Origin of the sequence: Bradyrhizobium ontarionense (genome assembly GCF_021088345.1) — a bacterium.
GTDB lineage: Bacteria > Pseudomonadota > Alphaproteobacteria > Rhizobiales > Xanthobacteraceae > Bradyrhizobium > Bradyrhizobium ontarionense.
The window spans coordinates 1,584,927-1,605,573 of sequence record NZ_CP088156.1; the positions used below are offsets into that span (position 1 = coordinate 1,584,927).

Annotated in this window: 18 protein-coding genes and 2 tRNA genes; 9 read left to right on the forward strand and 11 right to left on the reverse strand. The window is 64.1% G+C overall.

All coding sequences use genetic code 11. From position 1 onward, the window contains the following. Nucleotides 1-175 precede the first annotated feature (175 nt). The 4 genes from LQG66_RS07040 to LQG66_RS37325 all read left to right on the forward strand — a co-directional run bounded on the left by LQG66_RS07040 (nucleotide 176) and on the right by LQG66_RS37325 (nucleotide 4,444). The gene (locus tag LQG66_RS07040; RefSeq protein WP_231324791.1) at nucleotides 176-1,036 is read left to right on the forward strand and encodes a response regulator; all 861 of its coding nucleotides are present in this window, start codon (nucleotides 176-178) and stop codon (nucleotides 1,034-1,036) included. A gap of 367 nt (nucleotides 1,037-1,403) precedes the next feature. Continuing rightward, nucleotides 1,404-1,847 carry a helix-turn-helix domain-containing protein gene (locus tag LQG66_RS07045; RefSeq protein ID WP_231324793.1) on the forward strand — a complete coding sequence of 148 codons (444 nt, stop codon included), beginning with the start codon at nucleotides 1,404-1,406 and terminating at the stop codon, nucleotides 1,845-1,847. A gap of 13 nt (nucleotides 1,848-1,860) precedes the next feature. Beyond that, on the forward strand, nucleotides 1,861-3,756 hold the full coding sequence (locus LQG66_RS07050; RefSeq protein WP_231327713.1) for a hybrid sensor histidine kinase/response regulator: 1,896 nt from the start codon (nucleotides 1,861-1,863) through the stop codon (nucleotides 3,754-3,756). Beyond that, the gene (locus LQG66_RS37325; protein ID WP_345778936.1) at nucleotides 3,728-4,444 is read left to right on the forward strand and encodes a response regulator; all 717 of its coding nucleotides are present in this window, start codon (nucleotides 3,728-3,730) and stop codon (nucleotides 4,442-4,444) included. The genes LQG66_RS07050 and LQG66_RS37325 overlap by 29 nt, the downstream gene beginning before the upstream one ends. A gap of 311 nt (nucleotides 4,445-4,755) precedes the next feature. Here the strand turns inward: LQG66_RS37325 and LQG66_RS07065 are convergent, their stop codons facing one another. Beyond that, complete coding sequence (locus LQG66_RS07065) at nucleotides 4,756-5,613, reverse strand: class I SAM-dependent methyltransferase (protein ID WP_231324795.1); 858 nt, start codon at nucleotides 5,611-5,613, stop codon at nucleotides 4,756-4,758. Between the two features lie 88 nt (nucleotides 5,614-5,701). Continuing rightward, nucleotides 5,702-6,280, reverse strand: a complete 579-nt coding sequence (locus LQG66_RS07070; protein WP_231324797.1) for a hypothetical protein — start codon at nucleotides 6,278-6,280, stop codon at nucleotides 5,702-5,704. Between the two features lie 203 nt (nucleotides 6,281-6,483). On the opposite strand from LQG66_RS07070, the gene LQG66_RS07075 reads away from it, so the two are divergent. After that, nucleotides 6,484-6,732 carry a hypothetical protein gene (locus LQG66_RS07075; protein WP_231324800.1) on the forward strand — a complete coding sequence of 83 codons (249 nt, stop codon included), beginning with the start codon at nucleotides 6,484-6,486 and terminating at the stop codon, nucleotides 6,730-6,732. Nucleotides 6,733-6,821: 89 nt separating this feature from the next. After that, complete coding sequence (locus LQG66_RS07080; RefSeq protein WP_231324802.1) at nucleotides 6,822-7,649, forward strand: metallophosphoesterase family protein; 828 nt, start codon at nucleotides 6,822-6,824, stop codon at nucleotides 7,647-7,649. Here LQG66_RS07080 and LQG66_RS07085 read toward each other — a convergent pair. Next, entirely contained in the window at nucleotides 7,588-8,073 is a 486-nt protein-coding gene (locus LQG66_RS07085) for a Crp/Fnr family transcriptional regulator (protein WP_231324804.1), read from the reverse strand. The two genes, LQG66_RS07080 and LQG66_RS07085, sit on opposite strands and share 62 nt — an antisense overlap. A gap of 212 nt (nucleotides 8,074-8,285) precedes the next feature. Between LQG66_RS07085 and LQG66_RS07090 the strand changes: the two genes are divergently transcribed. Next, nucleotides 8,286-8,495 (forward strand): hypothetical protein, encoded by a 210-nt coding sequence (locus LQG66_RS07090; protein WP_231324807.1) that lies wholly within the window; start codon nucleotides 8,286-8,288, stop codon nucleotides 8,493-8,495. A 40-nt stretch (nucleotides 8,496-8,535) separates the two neighbouring features. Here LQG66_RS07090 and LQG66_RS07095 read toward each other — a convergent pair. The 7 genes from LQG66_RS07095 to LQG66_RS07125 all read right to left on the reverse strand — a co-directional run bounded on the left by LQG66_RS07095 (nucleotide 8,536) and on the right by LQG66_RS07125 (nucleotide 16,172). After that, nucleotides 8,536-8,612, reverse strand: a tRNA-Val gene (locus tag LQG66_RS07095). Nucleotides 8,613-8,653: 41 nt separating this feature from the next. Beyond that, complete coding sequence (locus LQG66_RS07100) at nucleotides 8,654-9,055, reverse strand: GFA family protein (RefSeq protein ID WP_231324809.1); 402 nt, start codon at nucleotides 9,053-9,055, stop codon at nucleotides 8,654-8,656. Nucleotides 9,056-9,115: 60 nt separating this feature from the next. Beyond that, nucleotides 9,116-11,542 carry an endopeptidase La gene (gene lon, locus LQG66_RS07105; RefSeq protein WP_231324812.1) on the reverse strand — a complete coding sequence of 809 codons (2,427 nt, stop codon included), beginning with the start codon at nucleotides 11,540-11,542 and terminating at the stop codon, nucleotides 9,116-9,118. 327 nt (nucleotides 11,543-11,869) lie between these two features. Further along, a complete protein-coding gene (gene clpX, locus LQG66_RS07110) occupies nucleotides 11,870-13,144 on the reverse strand; it encodes an ATP-dependent Clp protease ATP-binding subunit ClpX (protein WP_231324814.1) in 1,275 nt (424 codons plus the stop codon). 478 nt (nucleotides 13,145-13,622) lie between these two features. Further along, complete coding sequence (locus LQG66_RS07115) at nucleotides 13,623-14,258, reverse strand: ATP-dependent Clp protease proteolytic subunit (protein WP_231324816.1); 636 nt, start codon at nucleotides 14,256-14,258, stop codon at nucleotides 13,623-13,625. A gap of 297 nt (nucleotides 14,259-14,555) precedes the next feature. Continuing rightward, nucleotides 14,556-15,914 carry a trigger factor gene (gene tig / locus LQG66_RS07120; RefSeq protein WP_231324819.1) on the reverse strand — a complete coding sequence of 453 codons (1,359 nt, stop codon included), beginning with the start codon at nucleotides 15,912-15,914 and terminating at the stop codon, nucleotides 14,556-14,558. A gap of 173 nt (nucleotides 15,915-16,087) precedes the next feature. Next, nucleotides 16,088-16,172 (reverse strand) — tRNA-Leu (locus LQG66_RS07125). 174 nt (nucleotides 16,173-16,346) lie between these two features. On the opposite strand from LQG66_RS07125, the gene LQG66_RS07130 reads away from it, so the two are divergent. Further along, nucleotides 16,347-17,657 carry a multicopper oxidase family protein gene (locus LQG66_RS07130; RefSeq protein WP_231327715.1) on the forward strand — a complete coding sequence of 437 codons (1,311 nt, stop codon included), beginning with the start codon at nucleotides 16,347-16,349 and terminating at the stop codon, nucleotides 17,655-17,657. Nucleotides 17,658-17,681: 24 nt separating this feature from the next. Then, on the forward strand, nucleotides 17,682-18,764 hold the full coding sequence (locus tag LQG66_RS07135) for an enolase C-terminal domain-like protein (protein WP_231324821.1): 1,083 nt from the start codon (nucleotides 17,682-17,684) through the stop codon (nucleotides 18,762-18,764). Between the two features lie 244 nt (nucleotides 18,765-19,008). Here LQG66_RS07135 and LQG66_RS07140 read toward each other — a convergent pair whose 3' ends face one another. Next, nucleotides 19,009-20,508: an NAD(P)H-hydrate dehydratase gene (locus tag LQG66_RS07140; RefSeq protein WP_231324823.1), complete on the reverse strand. Its 1,500-nt coding sequence runs from the start codon at nucleotides 20,506-20,508 to the stop codon at nucleotides 19,009-19,011. Nucleotides 20,509-20,647: the final 139 nt, after the last annotated feature.

Here is a 20,647-nt window from a genome sequence, read left to right on the forward strand (position 1 = left end):
ACCAGAGCTTCCTGCCTGTGGTTTCAATGCAGGAAAATGTTACCGCAAAATCACATGAAGTTGCATCACCCGAAAATGCAATTCCGGCTCTCAATGAGGCTTTAACGGACCCTGCGATCTACTGAGCGGACATTTGCGCCAGGATTTCACTCCGCCGCACTCACGGAGCAGGTTCATGCCTCAACGTCATTCGCCGAATCTGCTTCCCAAGCTGCTCATCGCCGACGACGATCCTTGCGTCGTACGGGTGCTCGCCGAGCGCTGCAGCCTGATGGGCTTTGAAGTCGAGACCGCCAATGGCGGGCTGCAGGCACTGATCAAGGCTTGTGAAATACGGCCGGACATCATGGTCATCGACGTCCATATGCCCGAGGTGGACGGTCTCTCAGTGCTAACGCTGCTAACCGAAAGCACCCAGAGATCGGAACACGTGATCGTCATCACCGGACAGGTCGGGCAGGAAATCACCGAGTTCTGCTCCCATATCAACGCGACCTGCATCCGCAAAGGCTCCGCGTTCTGGAGCGACTTCGAGAAACGTCTGATTGAGTTCTATCCTGAGAAGGCCGCCGATATCAGATGGGCGCGGAGCGAGCGTACCCCCCAACGTCTGACCGAGCGTGCGCGGGTTCTGCTGATCGACGATGATATGCACGTCAGACGATTCTATGCGAGCAAGCTCGCCAATCTGGGAGTCGATCTGCTTTGCGCCGCGGACGGAGCGAGCGGATACTGGATGGCCCGCCGGCAGGAGCCGACCGTCATCATCGCCGACTACGCGATGCCCAACGGCGACGCGGAATACCTGCTTACCAAGCTGCGAAGCACGCCGGAAACCAGCACAATTCCTGTCATCGTACAGAGCGCACGAAGCCTGAGCAACACCGTCAGGCGACGGCTGGAAGGCAGCATATCCGGCTACCCCGGCGCCGCACGCGTGCTCCGGAAATCTGCTGATGTCGGAGAGTTGTTCGACGTCCTGCAACGGCTCTGTGGCTTTTCCTATAATCTTGAGGGCTCCCCCCTCTACCAATGACCGCCGCGCGGCCCGCGGTCCGCCAGCCGTCCCGTGGTCAGAGCGACGATCCGAGACGATCCGAAAAGGGTCCTTGCGGGCGCTCGGCGTGATTCTCGCAGTCGTCCGACCTGACCAATTGCCAGGGTGCAGCGCGACGACCTGGACAGCCACTTCAGGTCAAGGTCCGCACAGCAATGTCTAACGATGTGCGCAAGGCCGCGTGACCCTTGCGCCTTCAGGGTTGGCTTGAGTGTTTGTACGGATTCACACGTTAATACACGCGCAGTATGTGGCCTATTAGATTCACGCCGACACGCAATCATCGACATTATTTGTGACAAAGGACTGCGGCTGAAGCACGGATAGTGCGATCGAGGGTCGATCGATGGATATGGTCGAGCTCCACCGGCACATTGAGCCATTTGCGGCGCGTCAGGCCAATGACGTGCCACTCAGGCGGATCGCCGAAAGTGCGCTTCGGGAAGTCGAGCATGTCTGCACTCTGGTCCGGCGGATCAGTGACACCTGCGTTGAAGAGCTCCCCGACCAGGTCGCGATCGCGCATCGACGTGGATTAATAGCTTGGTGGTCTCGCAAGGCGGAAAGCGCAGGCCGTCGCGGCGACGAAAACGGCCCCGATACGGAAGTCTCGAAGATAAGCACCAGCCATCTTTCCCTGACGCCATCCGAGCGCGAAGTGCTGCGTCTCGTGAGCCGGGGATTGACGAAGAAGGAGCGAGCTCTCCGAACGACAACCGGCCCGCGCACCTTCGAGAGCCATCGCGCCCGCGTATCTCTTGCTGGAACAACGAAAACTCGAACGCGATAGGGCCGTGAGCAAGATGACCGAAAGATCGTTTGCGGACGAAATACTCCGACTTGCTGTCGAAGCCTGCCCGAGCGGGATGGTGATGACCGACGGCGACGGAATGATCGTCATGATCAACACCGAGACGGAACAGCTCTTCGGCTATACCCGCGACGAGCTTGTCGGACAAAGCGTCGATCTGCTCATTCCAGAACCATTGCGGACGAAACACGTTGGAAGCCGAGCCCGCTTCATGGCGGCACCGGAGTGTCGACGGATGGGCGCGGGTCGCGACTTGTTCGGCCGTCGAAAGGATGGCAGCGAGTTTCCCATCGAAGTCGGACTCAATCCCATCCGGGCCGGCGACAAGTTGATGGTCTTGGCCGTCATCGTCGACATCAGTCAGCGCAAGCGGGCTGAACGGCTGAAGGACGAATTCGTGGCGACCGTGAGCCACGAGTTGCGCACGCCATTGACTTCGATTTCCGCTTCGCTCGGCCTTCTGGCCGGGCAATGGGCGAGCAAACTGCCGGAATCAGCAGCCCGGCTGCTCCAGATAGCGCATGCCAACAGCCAGCGGCTGGTACGGCTGGTCAACGACATTCTCGACATCGAGAAGATGGAGGCAGGTCAGATCGTCTTCAACATGGACAGGATCGATTTGCATGCACTGATCGAGAGTGCCATCGAAGACAATCGCGGCTTCGCCGCCAATTTCCGCGTGAGACTCCGGCTCGACGATGCTTCCGTCAAACTCGATGTGAACGCCGATCCCGACCGCCTGTCCCAGGTGATCACCAACCTCCTTTCAAACGCAATCAAGTTCTCGCCGCCGGGTGAAGAGGTCGTGATTGCGATCGAGGAACGTCTGCCAAACGTCCGCGTCTCCGTTCGTGATCACGGCGCAGGGATACCGGCGGATTTCAAGTCGCACATCTTCGAGAAGTTCGCGCAGGCCGACGCGACGAATGCCCGCAAGAAGGGAGGTACGGGTCTCGGCCTCAGCATCGTCAAGCAAATCGTCGAGCGGCTTGGAGGTCAGGTGGGCTTCGCGGACGCTCCGGGCGGCGGCACGATCTTCTTTGTCGATCTTCCGGCTTGGAATAGCGAAGTCGGCGGCGAGATCGACCTCGATGCAGATCCGGCCGCTCCACGCCTGCTGTTTTGCGAAGACCGACGTGAGGAAGCGATCGGCGTTCGCGAATATTTGCGACGGGAAGGATTCGCGGTCGATTTCGCGCACACGCTCAACGCCGGAATTACGCGATCCGAAGCCACCCGCTACGTGGCCATCATCGTGGATCTGAAGCTCCCGGACGGCGACGGCATCGGCCTGATCGTGCGGCTGCGCGCTCAGTCGGCCAACCGGCGGACCCCGATCATTGTGGTCTCCGGAGATCCTGAGAGAGGCAAGAGAGACCCCAGAGCGGCCGCTCTCCATGTGCTCCATTGGCTCGAGAAACCTGTCAGCTTCAAGCCGCTGGTCGAGATTCTCAGGACCGAGACGGGTATCGTACCGCGCGCTCGGCCCCGCGTGCTCCACATCGATGACGACGAAGATATCCTCGCGGCCGTCGAGGCGAAGCTACGTCCGATGGTCGACGTGATCTCGGTTGCTTCCATCAAAGAAGCACGCCGTATCCTGCCGATTGAGCGGATCGATCTGGCGATCCTGGACATCGCTCTGGGGGAGGGATCGGGCCTCGACCTGCTGCCGCAGCTCCGCAGCAGCGACGGCAACATCATTCCGGTGATCATCTTCGCCAAACGACGGAATATCGAACTACAGGACAATCAATTCGAACCAATATCTTCAGATCAGACCTTGTCGCTCGAAAAGCTGGCCGATGCCGTCCGGGATCGCTTGGCGCTTCCACCGGCCCATTTTGCAGAGGGATTGCATGACACGTATTCGCCTGCTCCATATTGAGGATGAGCCTGATATCCGCGAGGTCGTGGAATTGGCCATCGCACTCGACCCGGTCTTCGAATTGCGGAGCTGCGAGTCCGGCACCGAGGGACTTGCAGTTGCCGCGGCGTGGCGACCCGACATGATCTTGCTCGACGTGATGATGCCGGTGATGGATGGCCCCGCCACATTGGCACGACTTCGCACCGGTCCACAGACCGCACGCATTCCCGTGGTATTCATGACGGCGCGCGCCCAAAGCCGCGAGACCGAGCGCCTTCGAGCGCTCGGGGCAGTCGGAGTGATCGCGAAACCATTCGACCCGATGACGCTCGCGGCGTCAGTAAGGACGTTCGTCACGAAGCCGACGAACGCCCCCCTGGACGAACTACGAAGCGCGTTTCTGGTGCGGGTCGAAAAGGACGCTGTGGCGCTCGAGAAAAATCGCCTCGCGCTGCAACAGGGTCTCCGTACCAACGCGACGCTCGAGGCGATAAGGCAAAGAGCACATAGCCTCACCGGCGCCGGCGGCATCTATGGTTTCGCTGGTCTCAGCGATGCGGCGGCGACGCTTGAAGAGGCCGCACTCGCCGAGCTGGCCGATGCCACGGCCACCGAGCAGACCGATCGCGCGCTCGATAATGTGCTTATCGAGACGCAACGCTGCCGGCCCGCGGCGGAGACTCCCGACTACTTCGGAAGGTCGTGAACAACAGTCGGTCTGTGCGCATTTTCTCGACCCGGACAAGCCAGCCATCGACGCAATCGTCGTCACCGGCGGCAGGCATGCCGTCACGATGGAAAGAAGCGCAGGATTTGGCGTCCAATAGATCCGCAAAGGACCCGAGTTCTGGACCGGCCTCGAAATTGGCGCTGGCAGAATTGGAAAAGTTCCACGGATTGGAGCGGTGAGACTGAATACGTGACGCCGACGCCCCGGCCTGCACTGGGGCGACGTGCGAGCGAACCCTACCGCGCCTTCCAACGACCACGCGAGGCGGATGAGCTGGCGCAGCAGCCTCAGGCGCGCGCCGTCACCAGCCAGATCGAGCCGGACAGCGTGACACTTTCGCCGGCGAGATGCTGCGCAAGCAGGTCGCGGACGGACTGCCGCGCCGCCTCGCGCGTTTCCGGCGGATGGCCCTCGAGCGCACGGCTGGCCGGACCGATCTCGAAGGCCGACTGCACGGCGGCATCGAGCCCATTCCCGATGGCGATATCGAGCGACAGCGCGCAGGCCTCGAGCGCGACGTCGCTGAAGCCGGCGTCACCGAGGATGCGGCGCACCCGCGCGTCCGATGCGAAGGCAAATGGACCGGGATCGTCCGGCGCCATCTCAGGCAGCTTGGGCACGTGGCGATAGACCGCCTGCAGCGGCGCCATCATCCACGGATTGGTTTTCGGCTCGCGCCAGCAGGCGAACACGACGCGGCCGCCGGGCTTCAGCGCGCGGCGGAGGTTGGCGAACGACACCACGGGGTCCGCAAAGAACATGACGCCGAACCGCGACACGAGCAGGTCGAAGCTCGCCGGCGGGAACGGATGCACGGTGGCATCCGCCAGCACGAACTCCGCGGGAAGTCCGGCTGGCGCCACCGCGCGCGCCCGCTCCAGCATCGGCGTGGAGATGTCGACCCCAAGCACGTGTCCGCTCGGAGCGACCTGCCCAGCCAGGGCAATCGACAACCCGCCGCAGCCGCAGCCGACGTCGAGGATGCGCTCGCCCGGGCGCGCCGCGATGCGCTCGATCAGGATCCGCGAGACCGGCCTGAGCAGGATGTCCTGCGCCTCCTGGCGATCGGACCAGCGCTGGCCGCCGGGCCCGTTCCAATAGGCGATCTGATCGGCATTGCGGTCGTGACCTGAAGGCACCTGCATGATGGCCCTGTCCGAGAGTTCATCGAGAGAGCCTCCATCGCGCATGGACATGGCTCGCCTGTCAAGGCACGCGTGCTCGATGCGGCCGTTACCAAGGTTCGGAGAGACTCTCGCCGACCGCGAGAGCGACCCAGCGCTCGCTCAGCCGCGCGAACTCCTGTCGGATCGCGGCGCAGCGCGCCGGCGTGTAGATCGCACGCTCGGCGGACGACATGCCGTTCAGAAGGCTCCGCGCCGCCTGCGCCATCTCGGCCCCGCGCGCCTGCAGCGCCGGATCATCAGCGTGCTGCAGCCAGTCCTGCCAGCACACGTAGGTCGCCCGTTCGGAGCGGGCATAATCCTCGCCCAGCTCCGGCATCAGGCGCGCGTCCTTGGCCGCATGCCTGCGGCGCAGGCGCGAGGCGTCACGTGGCGAGCTCCCCTGCGCGACGGCATGAAAGGTCCCGGCGGTGCCGCCCGCAGCCAGCCGCCCGAACACGGCGCCCGCGATGCCCAAATGTTTCTCGACGAGGAAATGCTGCAGATCATGCGGCATCCAGGGATCGAAGCCCGGCGCGGGATCCATCTCGAGGATGCGCCCGTCGCGCAGGGACGCGCGCACCGCGTAGCGGCGGTTGCCAGCGCGGAGGAAGGACACGATCATGGAGGTGTGAGCCTGACGGGCCATGGCGGGGCTTCGCGCTCGATTGAGCCGGATGATCCATACCAGCTTACGGTCTTTGGAGGCGCGCCACAAATCGCGCGTTGCAAGCTGCCGCGGTGTTTCCCAGATGACGATCTGGAACCCGGTTCGGGATCAGGCATTCTCGTTGCAGGCCATCGCAGAGCTTTGCGCGGCCAGCGATCGCAACCGCGAGGGAAATGATGGTGATGGGTCGACATGCTCCCCTGCTCCTGCTGGTGGCTACTCTGTCGTGCGCGACAGCCGGCAACGCAGATGCCGCCGGCGGACGAAACGGCGCCCCTGTACCGACCCAGCAGAATCCCGTGTTCTCGGATCCGCTCAATCTGCCGATCACGTCGTCACGGCCGCTGATCCAGCCCTACAGTCCTTCCTATCCGTCGTACCAGATCAGACCGACACAGCCGCGCTATCCGAGCCGGCAGCAGTCGCGCTAGGATCGCGCCCCTGCCCGGCGAGACGGCATTCCCGCGCGCTTGAAAGCCGCGATGGTCTCTGATTTGCATTGCAGGCCATCGGAGCCCTCATGCGCTGTCTCGTCGTCGCCGACCTTCATTACGCATTGCCGCAGTTCGACTGGCTGGTGGCGGCTGCCGATCATTTCGACGCGGTGGTGTTCGCTGGCGACGCGCTCGATCTCGGATCGATCGTCGACATCCGCGCGCAGATCGTCGTCGTCAGGAAATACCTTGGGCTCCTCGCAGCCAAGACGCGCGTCATGATCTGCTCCGGCAATCACGACCTGGAGGACCGGAGCGCAGAGGGGGAGAAAATTGCGGCATGGATCGGCACCGTCCGCGCGCTCGGCATCGCGGCCGACGGCGACGACCTCATGGTCGGCGATACGCTGTTCTCGATCTGCCCGTGGTGGGACGGCCCGCGGGTTAGGGCCGCGATCGAACGTCAGCTCGAAGCTGCCGCTGCACGCAAGGCCGCGCGCTGGATCTGGGTGCATCATGCGCCACCCGCCAGCTCGCCGGTGAGTTGGGGCGGCAAGCGCTTCTTCGGCGATGCCGAGCTGGTCGGCTGGATCGAACGCCATCAGCCGGCCATGGTGATCTCCGGCCACGTCCACCAATCGCCGTTCATCACCGATGGCTCGTGGTTCGATCGGCTCGGCGCGACCTGGGTGTTCAACACCGGCCGACAGCCCGGGCGGCCGCCGACCTCGATCGTGATCGACACCGATGAGGCTCACGCGTTCTGGCTCGCTGCAGGCCAGGCGGAATGGATCGATCTCGCGTCGCCGCTGCAGCGACCGGCGCAGCCGGTGACCGAGCCGCCGGACTGGCTCAGAGCCGTGGGTCGGATTCCAGATCCGTTCCTGGCGAGACCTGCTGCGGCGGCAGGTTGATCATGCTCTGCAGCACGTCGCCGACCATCGCCAGATGCGCGCCGTGGCCGGCATATTGCCGCTTCAGGTCGGCGAGATAGGTGTTGGCGACGTTGAGGCGCTGCGCCAGCATGCGCGCGATCGACAGCGTCGCCTCGGGATTTTCAGCCAGAAAGCGCCGCGCGTCGCGGATCTCGCAGATCCGGCAGTCCGTCACTGCGCGCACGGTCGCCGTGTGCGGCTGCTCCAGCAGCAGCGACATCTCGCCGAACATCGCACCCGGCTCGGACACGAGCGCGACCGTCGCGCCAGCCTTGATCACCTCGAGCCGCCCGTCGAGCAGGACGTAGAGATGCCCGGTGCTGTGGCCCTCCTCCAGCAGATCAACGCCTGCAGCAATGGTCCGCTCTTGTCCGCCGGTGCAGTGACGCAGGAAGTCGGTCATCGGTCGTCCGCGATGTTCACCACGCGCGAGCCTAGCGGAAGGAACAGCCGATCGCCACGCGAAATCGTCCAGACGCTTCGCACCGGCTGCCGAAAAAGGATTTTAAACCTTGTCCGAATGAGGCCACCCGGCGCGCCTACGCGTCTATACGAGGCTGCGCTACACGCTCACACAACCTGAGACCGAGCTTGGGATTGCGGGGATAGGTCGTCATGCAAAAATGGCTGGTGGAGCTGATCGTCTCCTGGCTTCCATTCATCATCCTGATCGGGGTGGGGGTTTCGCTCGGCCGTCGAGGCTCGCTCGGTCCCCGCACAAACGTGGTTCAGCTGTACGAGCAGCAGATCGATGAAACCAAACGCACGAACGTGCTTCTGGAAAGGATCGCCATCAGCCTGGAAAATCGACGCACGCCGCAATAGCAGCGCGACCATTTCGAGGGTGCGTCCCGGTGGATGCGAATGGTAGGCGGTGAGAGATTCGAACTCCCGACCCTCTCGGTGTAAACGAGATGCTCTAACCAGCTGAGCTAACCGCCCGCCTATGCGCGAGGCTTCTTTACCTCCTGCCCGGCTCCGGATCAATCACCCGGACGTCCGGGCAGACGCGTTATCTGGTCGAGCCAGCCGACAGCGGAGCCGCACCAGATCTGCCGGCGTGGCGGCAGCCGATCGCGCTGACGGATGCTGCCCCAGCGAATGCCCCAATCGCCACCATCCCCCTCACCGCTGGAAAACAGCGGTGTCCCGCAGTCGCTACAGAAATGCTGGTGGCGTGGCCGGCCGTTGTCGCCGAGCTTGGTATAGCGCCTGGGTGAGCCGGCTGTCAGCCGCACATCGTCCGCAGTGCAGATCACGGTCACCCGGAACGGAGAGCCGGTCAGCGTCTGGCAATCGGTGCAGTGGCAGATCGAAACCCGTTCGGGATCGACCTCCGCCTGATAGGTGATACGGCCGCAGTGGCAGCTGCCATCAATCTGCATCGCCCTCTCCCTCAAACGAAAACGGCGCCCGAAGGCGCCGTTCCGCAAAGTCTTTCCGGTCTAGTGGGCGGTCAGGCCGCCGGCGGCTTCGTCGCCGTCGGCCGCCTTGACCGGGACCTTGGTGTCCTCTTCCCAGACGATCGGCACCGGCTTGCGGACCAGGGCCCGGGCGACGACGTCGTCGAGACGGGACACCGGGATGATGTCCATGCCGCCCTTGATCGCATCGGAGATCTCCGTGAGATCCTTGGCGTTGTCCTCCGGGATCAGCACCGTCTTGATGCCGCCACGGGCCGCAGCCAACAGCTTCTCCTTCAGACCACCAATCGGCAGCACACGACCACGCAAGGTGATCTCGCCGGTCATCGCGACGTCGTGACGGACCGGAATACCCGTCATGACCGAGATGATCGCAGTCGCCATCGCAACACCCGCGGACGGACCGTCCTTCGGGGTCGCCCCCTCCGGCACGTGGACGTGGATGTCGCGGCGGTCGAACATCGGCGGCTCGATGCCGTAGATGATCGCCCGCGAGCGGACGTAAGACGCCGCAGCCGAGATCGACTCCTTCATGACGTCGCGCAGATTGCCCGTCACCGTCATCTTGCCCTTGCCGGGCATCATGACGCCTTCGATGGTCAACAGCTCGCCGCCAACATCGGTCCACGCCAGACCCGTGACGATACCGACCTGATCGTCCTGCTCGATCTCACCGAAGCGATACTTCGGAACACCCAAGAATTCCTCGACGGCCTTCTCGGTGACCTTCACCGACTTCTTCTTGGACATCATGAGCTCCTTCACGGCCTTGCGGGCCAGTGTCGAAATCTCACGCTCCAGGTTGCGCACGCCCGCTTCGCGGGTGTAGCGCCGGATCACGAGCAGCAACGCATCGTCGTCGATCGACCACTCCTTCGAATCCAGACCGTGCTTCGACAGCGCGGACGGAATCAGGTGCTTGCGGGCGATCTCGAGCTTTTCGTTCTCGGTGTAGCCCGCGATGCGGATGATCTCCATGCGGTCCATCAGCGGTCCGGGAATATTCAGCGTATTCGCGGTCGTGATGAACATCACGTTCGACAGGTCGTAGTCGACTTCCAGATAGTGATCGTTGAACGTCGTGTTCTGCTCGGGGTCCAGGACCTCCAACAGCGCCGACGACGGGTCACCGCGGAAGTCCGAGCCCATCTTGTCGATCTCGTCCAAGAGGAACAGCGGATTCGAGGTCTTGGCCTTGCGCATCGACTGGATGATCTTACCGGGCATCGAACCGATATAGGTCCGGCGATGACCGCGGATCTCGGCCTCGTCGCGCACGCCGCCCAGCGACACGCGAACGAATTCGCGGCCCGTGGCCTTCGCGATCGACTTGCCGAGCGACGTCTTGCCGACGCCGGGAGGACCGACCAGGCACAGGATCGGGCCGGTCAGCTTGTTGGCGCGCGACTGCACCGCCAGGTACTCGACGATGCGGTCCTTGACCTTCTCGAGTCCATAGTGATCCGCATCCAGAACCGCCTGCGCGGCCTCCAGATCCTTCTTCACCTTGGACTTCTTGTTCCACGGAATCGACAGCAGCCAATCCAGGTAGTTGCGCACGACAGTCGCTTCCGCGGACATCGGCGACATCTGGCGCAGCTTCTTCAACTCGTGCTGGGCCTTCTCACGCGCTTCCTTGGAGAGCTTGGTCTTGTTGATGCGCTCTTCCAGATCGGCGAGCTCGTCGCGCCCGTCCTCGTCACCCAGCTCCTTCTGAATGGCCTTCATCTGCTCATTCAGATAATACTCGCGCTGGGTCTTCTCCATTTGTCGTTTGACACGCGAACGGATGCGCTTCTCGACCTGCAGCACCGAGATCTCGCTCTCCATCAGGCCCAGCACCTTCTCCAGGCGCGTGGTGACGGACAGCGTCTCCAGGATGCCCTGGCGATCGGCGATCTTGACGGCGAGATGCGAGGCGACCGTATCGGCCAGCTTGCCGAAATCGGTGATCGACTGAACGACGCCGACGACCTCAGCCGAGATCTTCTTGTTCAGCTTCACATAGCTCTCGAAGTCCGACACGACGGAGCGCCCGAGCGCTTCCGCCTCGACCGACTTCGCATCGGTGTCTTCGAGGGCGACGGCGGTGGCTTCGTAATAGTCTGCCCGATCGGTGTACTTCTCGACGCGCGCGCGCTCCAGGCCCTCGACCAGCACCTTCACGGTGCCGTCGGGCAGCTTCAGGAGCTGCAGCACGCTCGCCAGCGTGCCGGTCTCGTAGATCGAGTCCGGAGCAGGATCATCATCGGACGCGTTCTTCTGCGTCGCCAGCATCACCAGCGCGTCGTTCTTCATCACCTCTTCGAGGGCGCGGATGGATTTTTCGCGGCCGACGAACAGCGGAACGATGTTGTGCGGGAAGACGACGATGTCGCGGAGCGGCAGAACCGGATAAGCGTGGCTCTCGCCGTAAACGATGGTCGGCCGGGGTTTAGGGGTAGTCATGGCCTGTTCCTTCTGTTTTGCCCCCTTGCACGCAGCCCGCCATCGTGCGCAACCGCCACAAGGTGCGATCTGATCCGGACTTCACTGACGCGTCGATATCGCCCGCTTGCGTCGGATCGTTGTTGAGGCGAATCCCGGATTCGAGATTTGTGCCGCCACGAGACATTAGGTGGCTATCGACCCGGGGGGTGTCAAGTGTCGGAAAACGCCCACCAAATAAGGCTTTACGCGGCGGGATGATGAAAAGCTGCGATGCCGCGGACAGCACGTCCGCGGCGATCGCCGATCTGAAAAATCGAGGTCTTCTGTCTATCGTACCAGCGCGGATCACGCGCTGGCGCTGCTTTCCACGGCACGATCGGAACGATCGGCGTAGATGTAGAGCGGACGCGCCGTACCTTCGACCACCTCGCGCGAGATGACCACTTCCTCGACACCTTCGAGGCCCGGCAGGTCGAACATCGTCTCGAGCAGGATGCTCTCAAGGATCGACCGCAGACCGCGCGCGCCGGTCTTGCGCTCGATGGCCTTGCGGGCCACAGCCCCCAGCGCCTCGTCGGCGAAGGTCAGCTCGATGTTCTCCATCTCGAACAGCCGCTGATACTGCTTGACCAGCGCGTTCTTCGGGTCGGTCAGGATCTTCTTCAGCGAGGTCTCGTCGAGATCCTCGAGCGTCGCGACCACCGGCAGACGGCCGACGAATTCGGGGATCAGGCCGTACTTCAGGAGATCCTCAGGCTCGACGTGACGGAAGATCTCGCCGGTGCGGCGATCTTCCGGCGCCAGCACCTGGGCAGCGAAGCCGATCGAGGTCGACCGGCCGCGCGCTGAGATGATCTTCTCGAGACCTGAGAACGCACCACCGCAGATGAACAGGATATTGGTGGTGTCGACCTGCAGGAACTCCTGCTGCGGATGCTTGCGGCCGCCCTGCGGCGGAACCGACGCGACCGTGCCTTCCATGATCTTGAGCAGCGCCTGCTGGACGCCCTCGCCCGACACGTCGCGGGTGATCGAGGGATTGTCCGACTTGCGACTGATCTTGTCGATCTCGTCGATGTAGACAATGCCACGCTGCGCCCGCTCGACATTGTAGTCGGCGGCCTGCAGCAGCTTCAGGATGATGTTCTCGACATCCTCACCGACATAGCCGGCCTCGGTCAGCGTGGTCGCGTCAGCCATCGTGAACGGCACGTCCAGGATGCGGGCCAGCGTCTGCGCAAGCAGCGTCTTGCCCGAACCGGTCGGACCGATCAGCAGGATGTTCGACTTCGCGAGCTCGACGTCGGAGTGCTTGGTCTGGTGGTTCAGCCGCTTGTAGTGGTTATGAACCGCGACCGAGAGCACCTTCTTCGCATGGCTCTGGCCGATCACGTAATCGTCGAGAACCTTGCAGATCTCCTTCGGGGTCGGAATGCCGTCGCGCGACTTGACCAGCGAGGACTTGTTCTCCTCGCGGATGATGTCCATGCAGAGTTCGACGCATTCGTCGCAGATGAAGACGGTTGGACCTGCGATCAGTTTGCGGACTTCGTGCTGGCTCTTGCCGCAGAACGAGCAATACAGCGTGTTCTTGGAGTCGCCCGTGCCGACCTTACTCATTCCTGTCTCCGTCCGCGGTTCGCTCTTGTCCGCCCGTTTTGTTCCGATCCGGTATAGGCCGGACCAGACTGGTGAAAGAGCAAATTTCGTACCAAAATTAACACCTTGTTCTTCACCCGCCGTGCACCCACGACCTGCGCGAATCCCCCACGATCCATAACTGGACAGTCTAGCCAATCATGCTGTCATCCGACTATCAAGAATTCGCTAATCGGAGGACTCACCATAGACCGTGACATTACCGTGATTTTGGGGCTTGACACGGTAAGGATACGCGAAATCAACGGAACGTTGCGTGTTTGCCACGCCTGTTCGCCGGTTTCACGGCAGGGTTGCGGCCCTGTTCAGACCGCACCTTGATACCTTTGGCAGCATTGAGCCGGCTCCTGCCGGACCACGCCGCTTGAAAGAACGGCCCCTGAAGCCTGACGCCTCGAGATGTAGAACCTCGAGACTTGAAGCCTCAGGACCCGACGCCTCAAGACTTGGCCATTGAAGCCGGCTCTTCCGGCCGCTTGTCGATCACCTTGTCGATCAGGCCAAATTCCGCCGCAGCTTCCGCCGTGAGGAATTTGTCGCGTTCCAACGCATCCTCGATCGCCTTGTAGGACTGGCCGGTGTGCTTGACGTAGATCTCGTTGAGCCGCTTCTTGAGGTTCAGGATCTCCTGAGCGTGCAGCATGATGTCGGTCGCCTGGCCCTGGAAGCCGCCGGACGGCTGGTGAACCATGATGCGCGAGTTCGGCAGCGAGAAACGCATGTCCTTGTGGCCGGCGCAGAGCAGCAGCGAGCCCATCGAGGCCGCCTGTCCCGTGCACAGCGTCGACACGGCCGGACGGATGAACTGCATCGTGTCGTAGATCGCGAGACCCGACGTCACCACCCCGCCCGGCGAGTTGATGTACATCGCGATTTCCTTCTTCGGGTTCTCGGCCTCGAGGAACAGCAGCTGTGCGACAACCAAGGTCGCCATTCCGTCCTCGACCGGACCGGTCAAGAAGATGATGCGCTCCTTCAGGAGCCGCGAGAAAATGTCGTAGGCGCGCTCACCGCGGTTGGTCTGTTCGACCACCATGGGCACAAGGTTCATATAGGTTTCGACGGGATCGCGCATGAATCACCCAAGGGTTGGACCAGCAGTTGAGACGACCGGCCGCCGCAGATGAGGCTCTTCTCAAGAGCGGCGACGGACAGTGGCCCCGTGATGCAGAACTTCAAGACCGAGCCCACAGATATGGACCATTTTCCCGGTGACAAGACCGGGGAGCGTGACCGACCGCGGGCGAGGTCTTTCCCCTGTTCAAGCTGATTCCCATCGCGGCGACCAGCGTCCGGAACCATCCTGACCGGCGCTTTCGCCGGTCAACCTTAATCAGACGCTCCTGTCGCGAACGCCACAGAGGCGGCCCGATCAGGCCGCCTTGTCGCTATCGTCGTCCTTGAACAGCTCATCCTTCGACACCTTCTTCTCGGTGACGTTGGCGAGCTCGAGGATGAAGTCGACGACCTTGTCCTCGTAGATCGGCGCGCGCAGCTGGGCGAGCGCCTGCGCGTTGCTGCGATAGAAGTCCCAGACCTCCTTCTCGCGACCGGGCATCGAGCGCGCACGCTCGATCACGGCGCGGCTGACCTCGTCGTCGGTCACGGTGATCTTGTTCTTCTCGCCGATCTCCGACAGCACGAGGCCGAGGCGCACGCGGCGGTCGGCGATGGTGCGGTACTCCTCCTTCGCCTTGTCCTCGGTCGTGTTCTCGTCGGCGAAGGTCTTGCCGCTGGAGTCCATCTCGGCCTTCACCGAGTTCCACATCAGGTTGAACTCCTCGTCGATCAGCGACGGCGGCGCATCGAACTTGTGCGTCTCGTCGAGACGGTCGAGCAGCGTGCGCTTCACGCGCTGGCGGGTGGCCTGGTTGAACTCGCCGGCGAGACGGTCGCGCATCAGCTGCTTGAGCTTGTCGAGCGATTCGAGGCCGAGCGTCTTGGCGAACTCGTCGTCGATCACCTTGTCCTCCGGCGCCTCGATCGCGGTCGCGGTGGTCTCGAACTCGGCCGCCTTCCCGGCGAGCTCGTTGTTCAGGTAGTTGGTGGGGAACGTGACCTTGAGCGTGCGGGTCTCGCCGACGCCGATCCCGATCAGCTGATCCTCGAAGCCGGGGATGAAGGTGTTCGAGCCGATCACGACATCGATGCCTTCGCCGGTGCCGCCCTCGAAGGCAACGCCGTCGATCGTGCCCTTGAAGCTGACCTTCACGCGGTCACCGCTCTCGGCCTTGGCGCCGTCGGCCTTCGCCGCATAGCCGCGGTTGGCGTCGGCCAGCCGCTTGATCGCCTCGTCGACGTCGGCGTCGGTGATGTCGGCGACCGGCTTCTCGACCGAGAACGTCTTGAAATCGGCGAGCGCGATCGCCGGGACGACCTCGACGGCCACGGTGTAGGTCAGGTCCGACTGGCCGGTGAGGATCTTTTCGACCTCGGCCTCCTCGGTCGGCATCGTGACCTTCGGCTCGGTCGCGAGGCGGAAGCCGCGCTCGGTGAAGATCTGCGTGTTGGTGTCGCGGATGGTCTGGTCGATGGTCTCGGCCATGACCGACTTGCCGTAGATCTTCTTCAGATGCGCGACCGGCACCTTGCCGGGGCGAAAGCCGTTGATACGGACCTTATCCTTGAGATCGACCAGCTTGGCGTCCGCCTTGGCGTCGAGATCGGCCGCGGGAACGCTGATCTGGAACTCGTGCTTCAAGCCTTCCGACAAGGTTTCTGTGACCTGCATGGCGTCAATCTTCTTCCGCTTCGGTTCGAACCCTTGCGATCCGAACACACCTGACTCAATTGTGGACGACGCGCGGCAACGGGCCTTGCGCCGGGTGGGTCGGCGCCCCCGCTTTCTCTTTGCGAGAGAACGGGGTCGCCGGTAAAAACTTGGGCAAACGCTGAGGAAGCGCTTGGTGCGGGCGGAGGGACTCGAACCCCCACAACTTTCGTCACTGGAACCTAAATCCAGCGCGTCTACCAGTTCCGCCACGCCCGCGTGAACTGCATCGATAGCCCGGCCGCGGTGCCGCGGGCGGCGCGGCTTATACCACGCGCGAAACCGTCCGCAGCAAAAAAATGGGCTTTCGACAGCACCCGCGGCCAGCCGATCGGCCAAGCTCGCCGCACAGATAAAGGAAAAGAAGATGATCCGCATCCCCCTCAACGCACAATGTTTTGTCGCATGACGCGTCCTGTGGAGGGGGTCAGCCGCCGCACCCTGCTCGGCGGCCTTGCCGCAGCCTGCACGGCTTCGTTTCCACATTTCGCTTCGGCCGCCGCACGGACGCCGGTTCCGCTGGAGGCGCGGGCCGAATCTCTGACGCTGGGCCCCGGCCGCTCGCCCTCCCAGGTATGGCGGCTTGCTGCGCCCGCGCCGGTCCTGCGGCTGCGGCGCGGCGCAGCGCTCGATCTGGCTCTGGCCAATCGCCTTGCCAAGCCGATGGCGCTGACCGGCCGCGGCCTGATCACGCCGCCGCCGCTGCTCGTGCAGGCGCCGGTCGGGCCGGGCAGCCGCGCCAGCCTTGCGGCGGCCGCGTCGTGGGCCGGCACCGGGCTGCTCGACCTGCGTCTGCTCGCCGACGGCGCTCCCGCCCCGAGCCGGCCGCTGCCTCTCATCGTCGATGAAACCGATGCGCTAAACGTCGACAATGATGAGGTTTTCCTGGTCGAAGACTTCAGGATCAATGCCGACGGCGTCGCCGTCGCGCCCGGGGTTGAGGCCAAGGACGCCGAGCTCCTCTACACCGTCAACGGACAGGCCCAACCGGATATTCCGCTCCGCGGCCATGCGCGGGTCAGGCTGCGGTTCATCAATGGGTGCCACCGCGCTGTGATCGCGATCAAAATCGCCGAGCTCGACGCGGTCCGGGTGATGGCGATCGACAGCCAGCCGGCCGAACCATTTCTCGCCCGCAACGGCGCGGTGGTGCTGCCACCGGGCGGCCGCAGCGACGTCTTCATCGACATGCCCGTCGCCAAGGCGCCCTTGCCGGTGCTGCTGCACGACGGCACTGCCGCGCGACCCATTGCCCGCCTCGTGGCGTCGAACGAGCCGCCGCTCCGCGCCGCCCCGCTGCCGCAGGCACCGGCTTTGCCCTCCAATGGATTGCCGGACAAGCTCGACCTCAGGACCGCCGTTCGCGCCGAGCTCGTTCTCGACGGCCCCGACTGGCGCCCGCCTACCCAGTTCAGCGCATCCAGCAGTCCCGCCTTCCAGGCCAAGGCCGGCCGTGTCGTCGTGCTGGCGTTGGCCAACAAGGCGGCCGGCACCACTGTGGTGCACCTGCATGGCCAGCCGTTCCGGCTGCTCGACCGGCTCGATGACGGCTGGAAGCCCTATTGGCTCGACACGCTGGCGCTGGAAACCGGACAGACCCAACGCATCGCATTCCCAACCGAGGCCACCGGCCGATTCCTGATCGAGAGCATGGCCACGAGCTGGGCGGCGCCGCGCCTGTTGCGGTGGTATGAGATCAAATGAGGAAACGAACCAGGGAGAACTCCCATGACCACAGCCGCCATCACCGGCGTCACCGCGCGCGCCGTCGTCACGCCCATGAAGCGTCCGCTTCGCAACGCCTTCGGCGTCATCGATGCCGGCCCGCTGGTGCTGATCGACGTCAAGACCGATCAGGGGGTTACCGGCCATTCCTACCTCTTCGCCTACACGAAGCTCGCGCTGAAGCCGCTAGTGCTGCTGGTCGAGGAGATCGGCCGCGAGCTCACGGGTAAGGCGCTGGTCCCGTTCGAGCTGATGAAGATCATGGACGCCAAATTCCGCCTGCTCGGCTGGCAGGGGCTGGTCGGCATGGCCGTCTCCGGCCTCGACATGGCGTTCTGGGATGCGCAGGGGCAGATCGCGGGCAAGCCCGTCGTCGAGCTGCTCGGTGGCAGCGCGCGGCCCATCCCCGCCTATGACAGCTACGGCGTGCTCGATGCCGCGGCCGACGAGCGCACCTTGCGCAGCGCGCGCGACGAGCACGGCTTCCGTGCCATCAAGACCAAGGGCGGCCACGGCGACCTCGCGACTGATGAAGCGATGATCGAGAGCCTGCGCACCCTGCTCGGCCCGGACATGGCGCTAATGCTCGACTTCAACCAGTCGCTCGACCCCGCTGAGGCCACGCGCAGAATCAGCCGTCTTGCCGTTTACGACCTGACCTGGATCGAGGAGCCGGTGCCGCAGGAGAATCTCTCGGGACATGCACAGGTGCGCAAGCGCTCGGAGATCCCGATCCAGGCCGGCGAGAACTGGTGGTTTCCGCGCGGCTTTGCCGAGGCGATCGCGGCCGGCGCCTCCGACTTCATCATGCCGGACCTGATGAAGGTCGGCGGCATCACCGGCTGGCTCAACGTCGCAGGGCAAGCAGACGCCGCCTCGATCCCGATGTCGAGCCACATCCTGCCCGAGGCGAGCGCGCATGTGCTCGCGGTGACGCCGACGGCGCATTGGCTCGAGGTGCTGGATTTCGCCGGCGCCATCCTCGCCGAACCGCTTGATATCATCGACGGCAAGGTCACCGCGCGCGGCCCCGGTCTCGGGCTCGCCTGGAACGAGAGCGCGGTGGCGAAATATCTGGTGCGCTGACCAGGACCAGCGAAAGGTCACTGGACGCGCGCAGCGGCCTCAAATTCCGCCGTCATCGCCCGGCTTGACCGGGCGATCCAGTACTCCGAGACGCTTGCCATTGAGTCGATAGGCCGCAGCGTACTGGATGCCCGCCGGAGCCTGTCCTCGGGCTCGCGTAAGGCGAGACCCGGGGGCGGGCATGACAGCGGTTGCGTGGAGACGAAGTCCAGGGACCAAAGGCTTCCGATAGCGCCGCGGCGCCTCAATACTCGATCCCGAGCCGATCGTAGAGACGCCTGAACACCGCAGGCATCGTCTCCGTAAGATCCTCCGCGATCAGGCCCGGCCCCGCCTCAGCGCCTGCTTCGCCATGCATCCAGACGCCGATGCAGGCGGCTTCGAATGCCGGCACGCCCTGCGCCAGCAGCCCTGCGATGATGCCGGCGAGCACGTCGCCGGCACCGGCGGTGGCGAGCCAAGGCGGCGCATTTGCGGCGATGGCGGCACGGCCATCGGGCGCCGCGACCGTGGTGTCGGCGCCCTTCAGCAGCACGACCGCGCCGCAACGCGCCGCGGCATCGCGCACGCGCTCCAGCTTGGAGCGGCCGGGATGCTTGTTGCTGAGATCCGAGAACAGCCGCGGGAATTCACCCTCGTGCGGCGTCAGCACGATCTGGGCCTCGGGCGTCGCCCTGATCTGCTCGAACAATCGCTCGGGCGCATCCGCAAAGCTCGTCAGCGCATCCGCGTCCAGCACCAGATGGCGCTGCGCCGACAGCGCGGTGAAGACGAAGTCGCGCGTCCGCTCGCCGACGCCGGCGCCGGGTCCGATGATGCAGGTGTTGTAGCGGTGGTCGCCGAGCAGCTCGCCGAACTCGATCGCCGTATCCGTGGGGCGCAGCATCACGGCCGTCAGCGCCGCCGCGTTGACCACCAGCGCATCGCGCGGCGAGGCCAGCGTCACGAGGCCCGCGCCAGCGCGCAGCGCGGCACGGGCGGCCATGCGCGCCGCACCGGTGGCGGTCATGTCACCCGACACCGTGAGCACATGGCCCCGCGCGTATTTGTGGCCGTCGATAACGGGCACCGGAAAGCGGCCGTGCCACAGCTCGGGTTCGTTCTCGAACACGTGCGGCCTGATCTCGCCGAGCACCTGCGGATCGATGCCGATGTCGGCGAGAACAACCCGGCCGCAATGCTGCCGGCCGGGCAGCAGGAGATGCGCCGGCTTCTTGCGGAAGAAGGTCACAGTCTCGGTCGCGCGCACCGCGATGCCCATCACCGCCGCCGTGGTGCCGTTGATCCCGCTCGGCAGGTCGACCGCGAGCACCGGCGCGCCATTGGCGTTGACCGCGGCGATGACGTCATGGGGCTCGCCGGTGATCGGCCGGCTGAGGCCGGCGCCGAACAGCGCGTCGATGATCAGAGCCGGCCGACCGATCGCCTGCGGCGTGAACGGCAGCACCGGAAACTTCCAGCCCCTGGCGGCGGAGGCGGCGTCCCCCTGCAGCGCGTCGCGCTCGCACATCAGGATGACCGACACCTCGCGGCCCTGCGCGGCCAGTTCGGCGGCCGCGACAAAGCCGTCGCCACCATTGTTGCCGGGTCCGCAGACGACTAGGATCGGCCCCTCCTCGACCAGGTCCATGGCGGCCGCCGCCACGGCCTGGCCGGCGCTCAACATCAGCGAAAAACCCGGCGTGCCGGCTGCGATCGTCAACCGATCGGCCCGCTCCATTTCGCTCGTGGTCAAAACTTCCATGGCCGCTCATGTCCCCCGCAGCTGCTGTCTGCAAGCTGCTCGATACCCGTCATCGCTGCCGTACGCCCTGTCCCCAGCCAAAGCGAGCCTCGCCGACTCCCGTAACTCCTATTGCCGCGCCAGCTGGCAACTTCCAAGA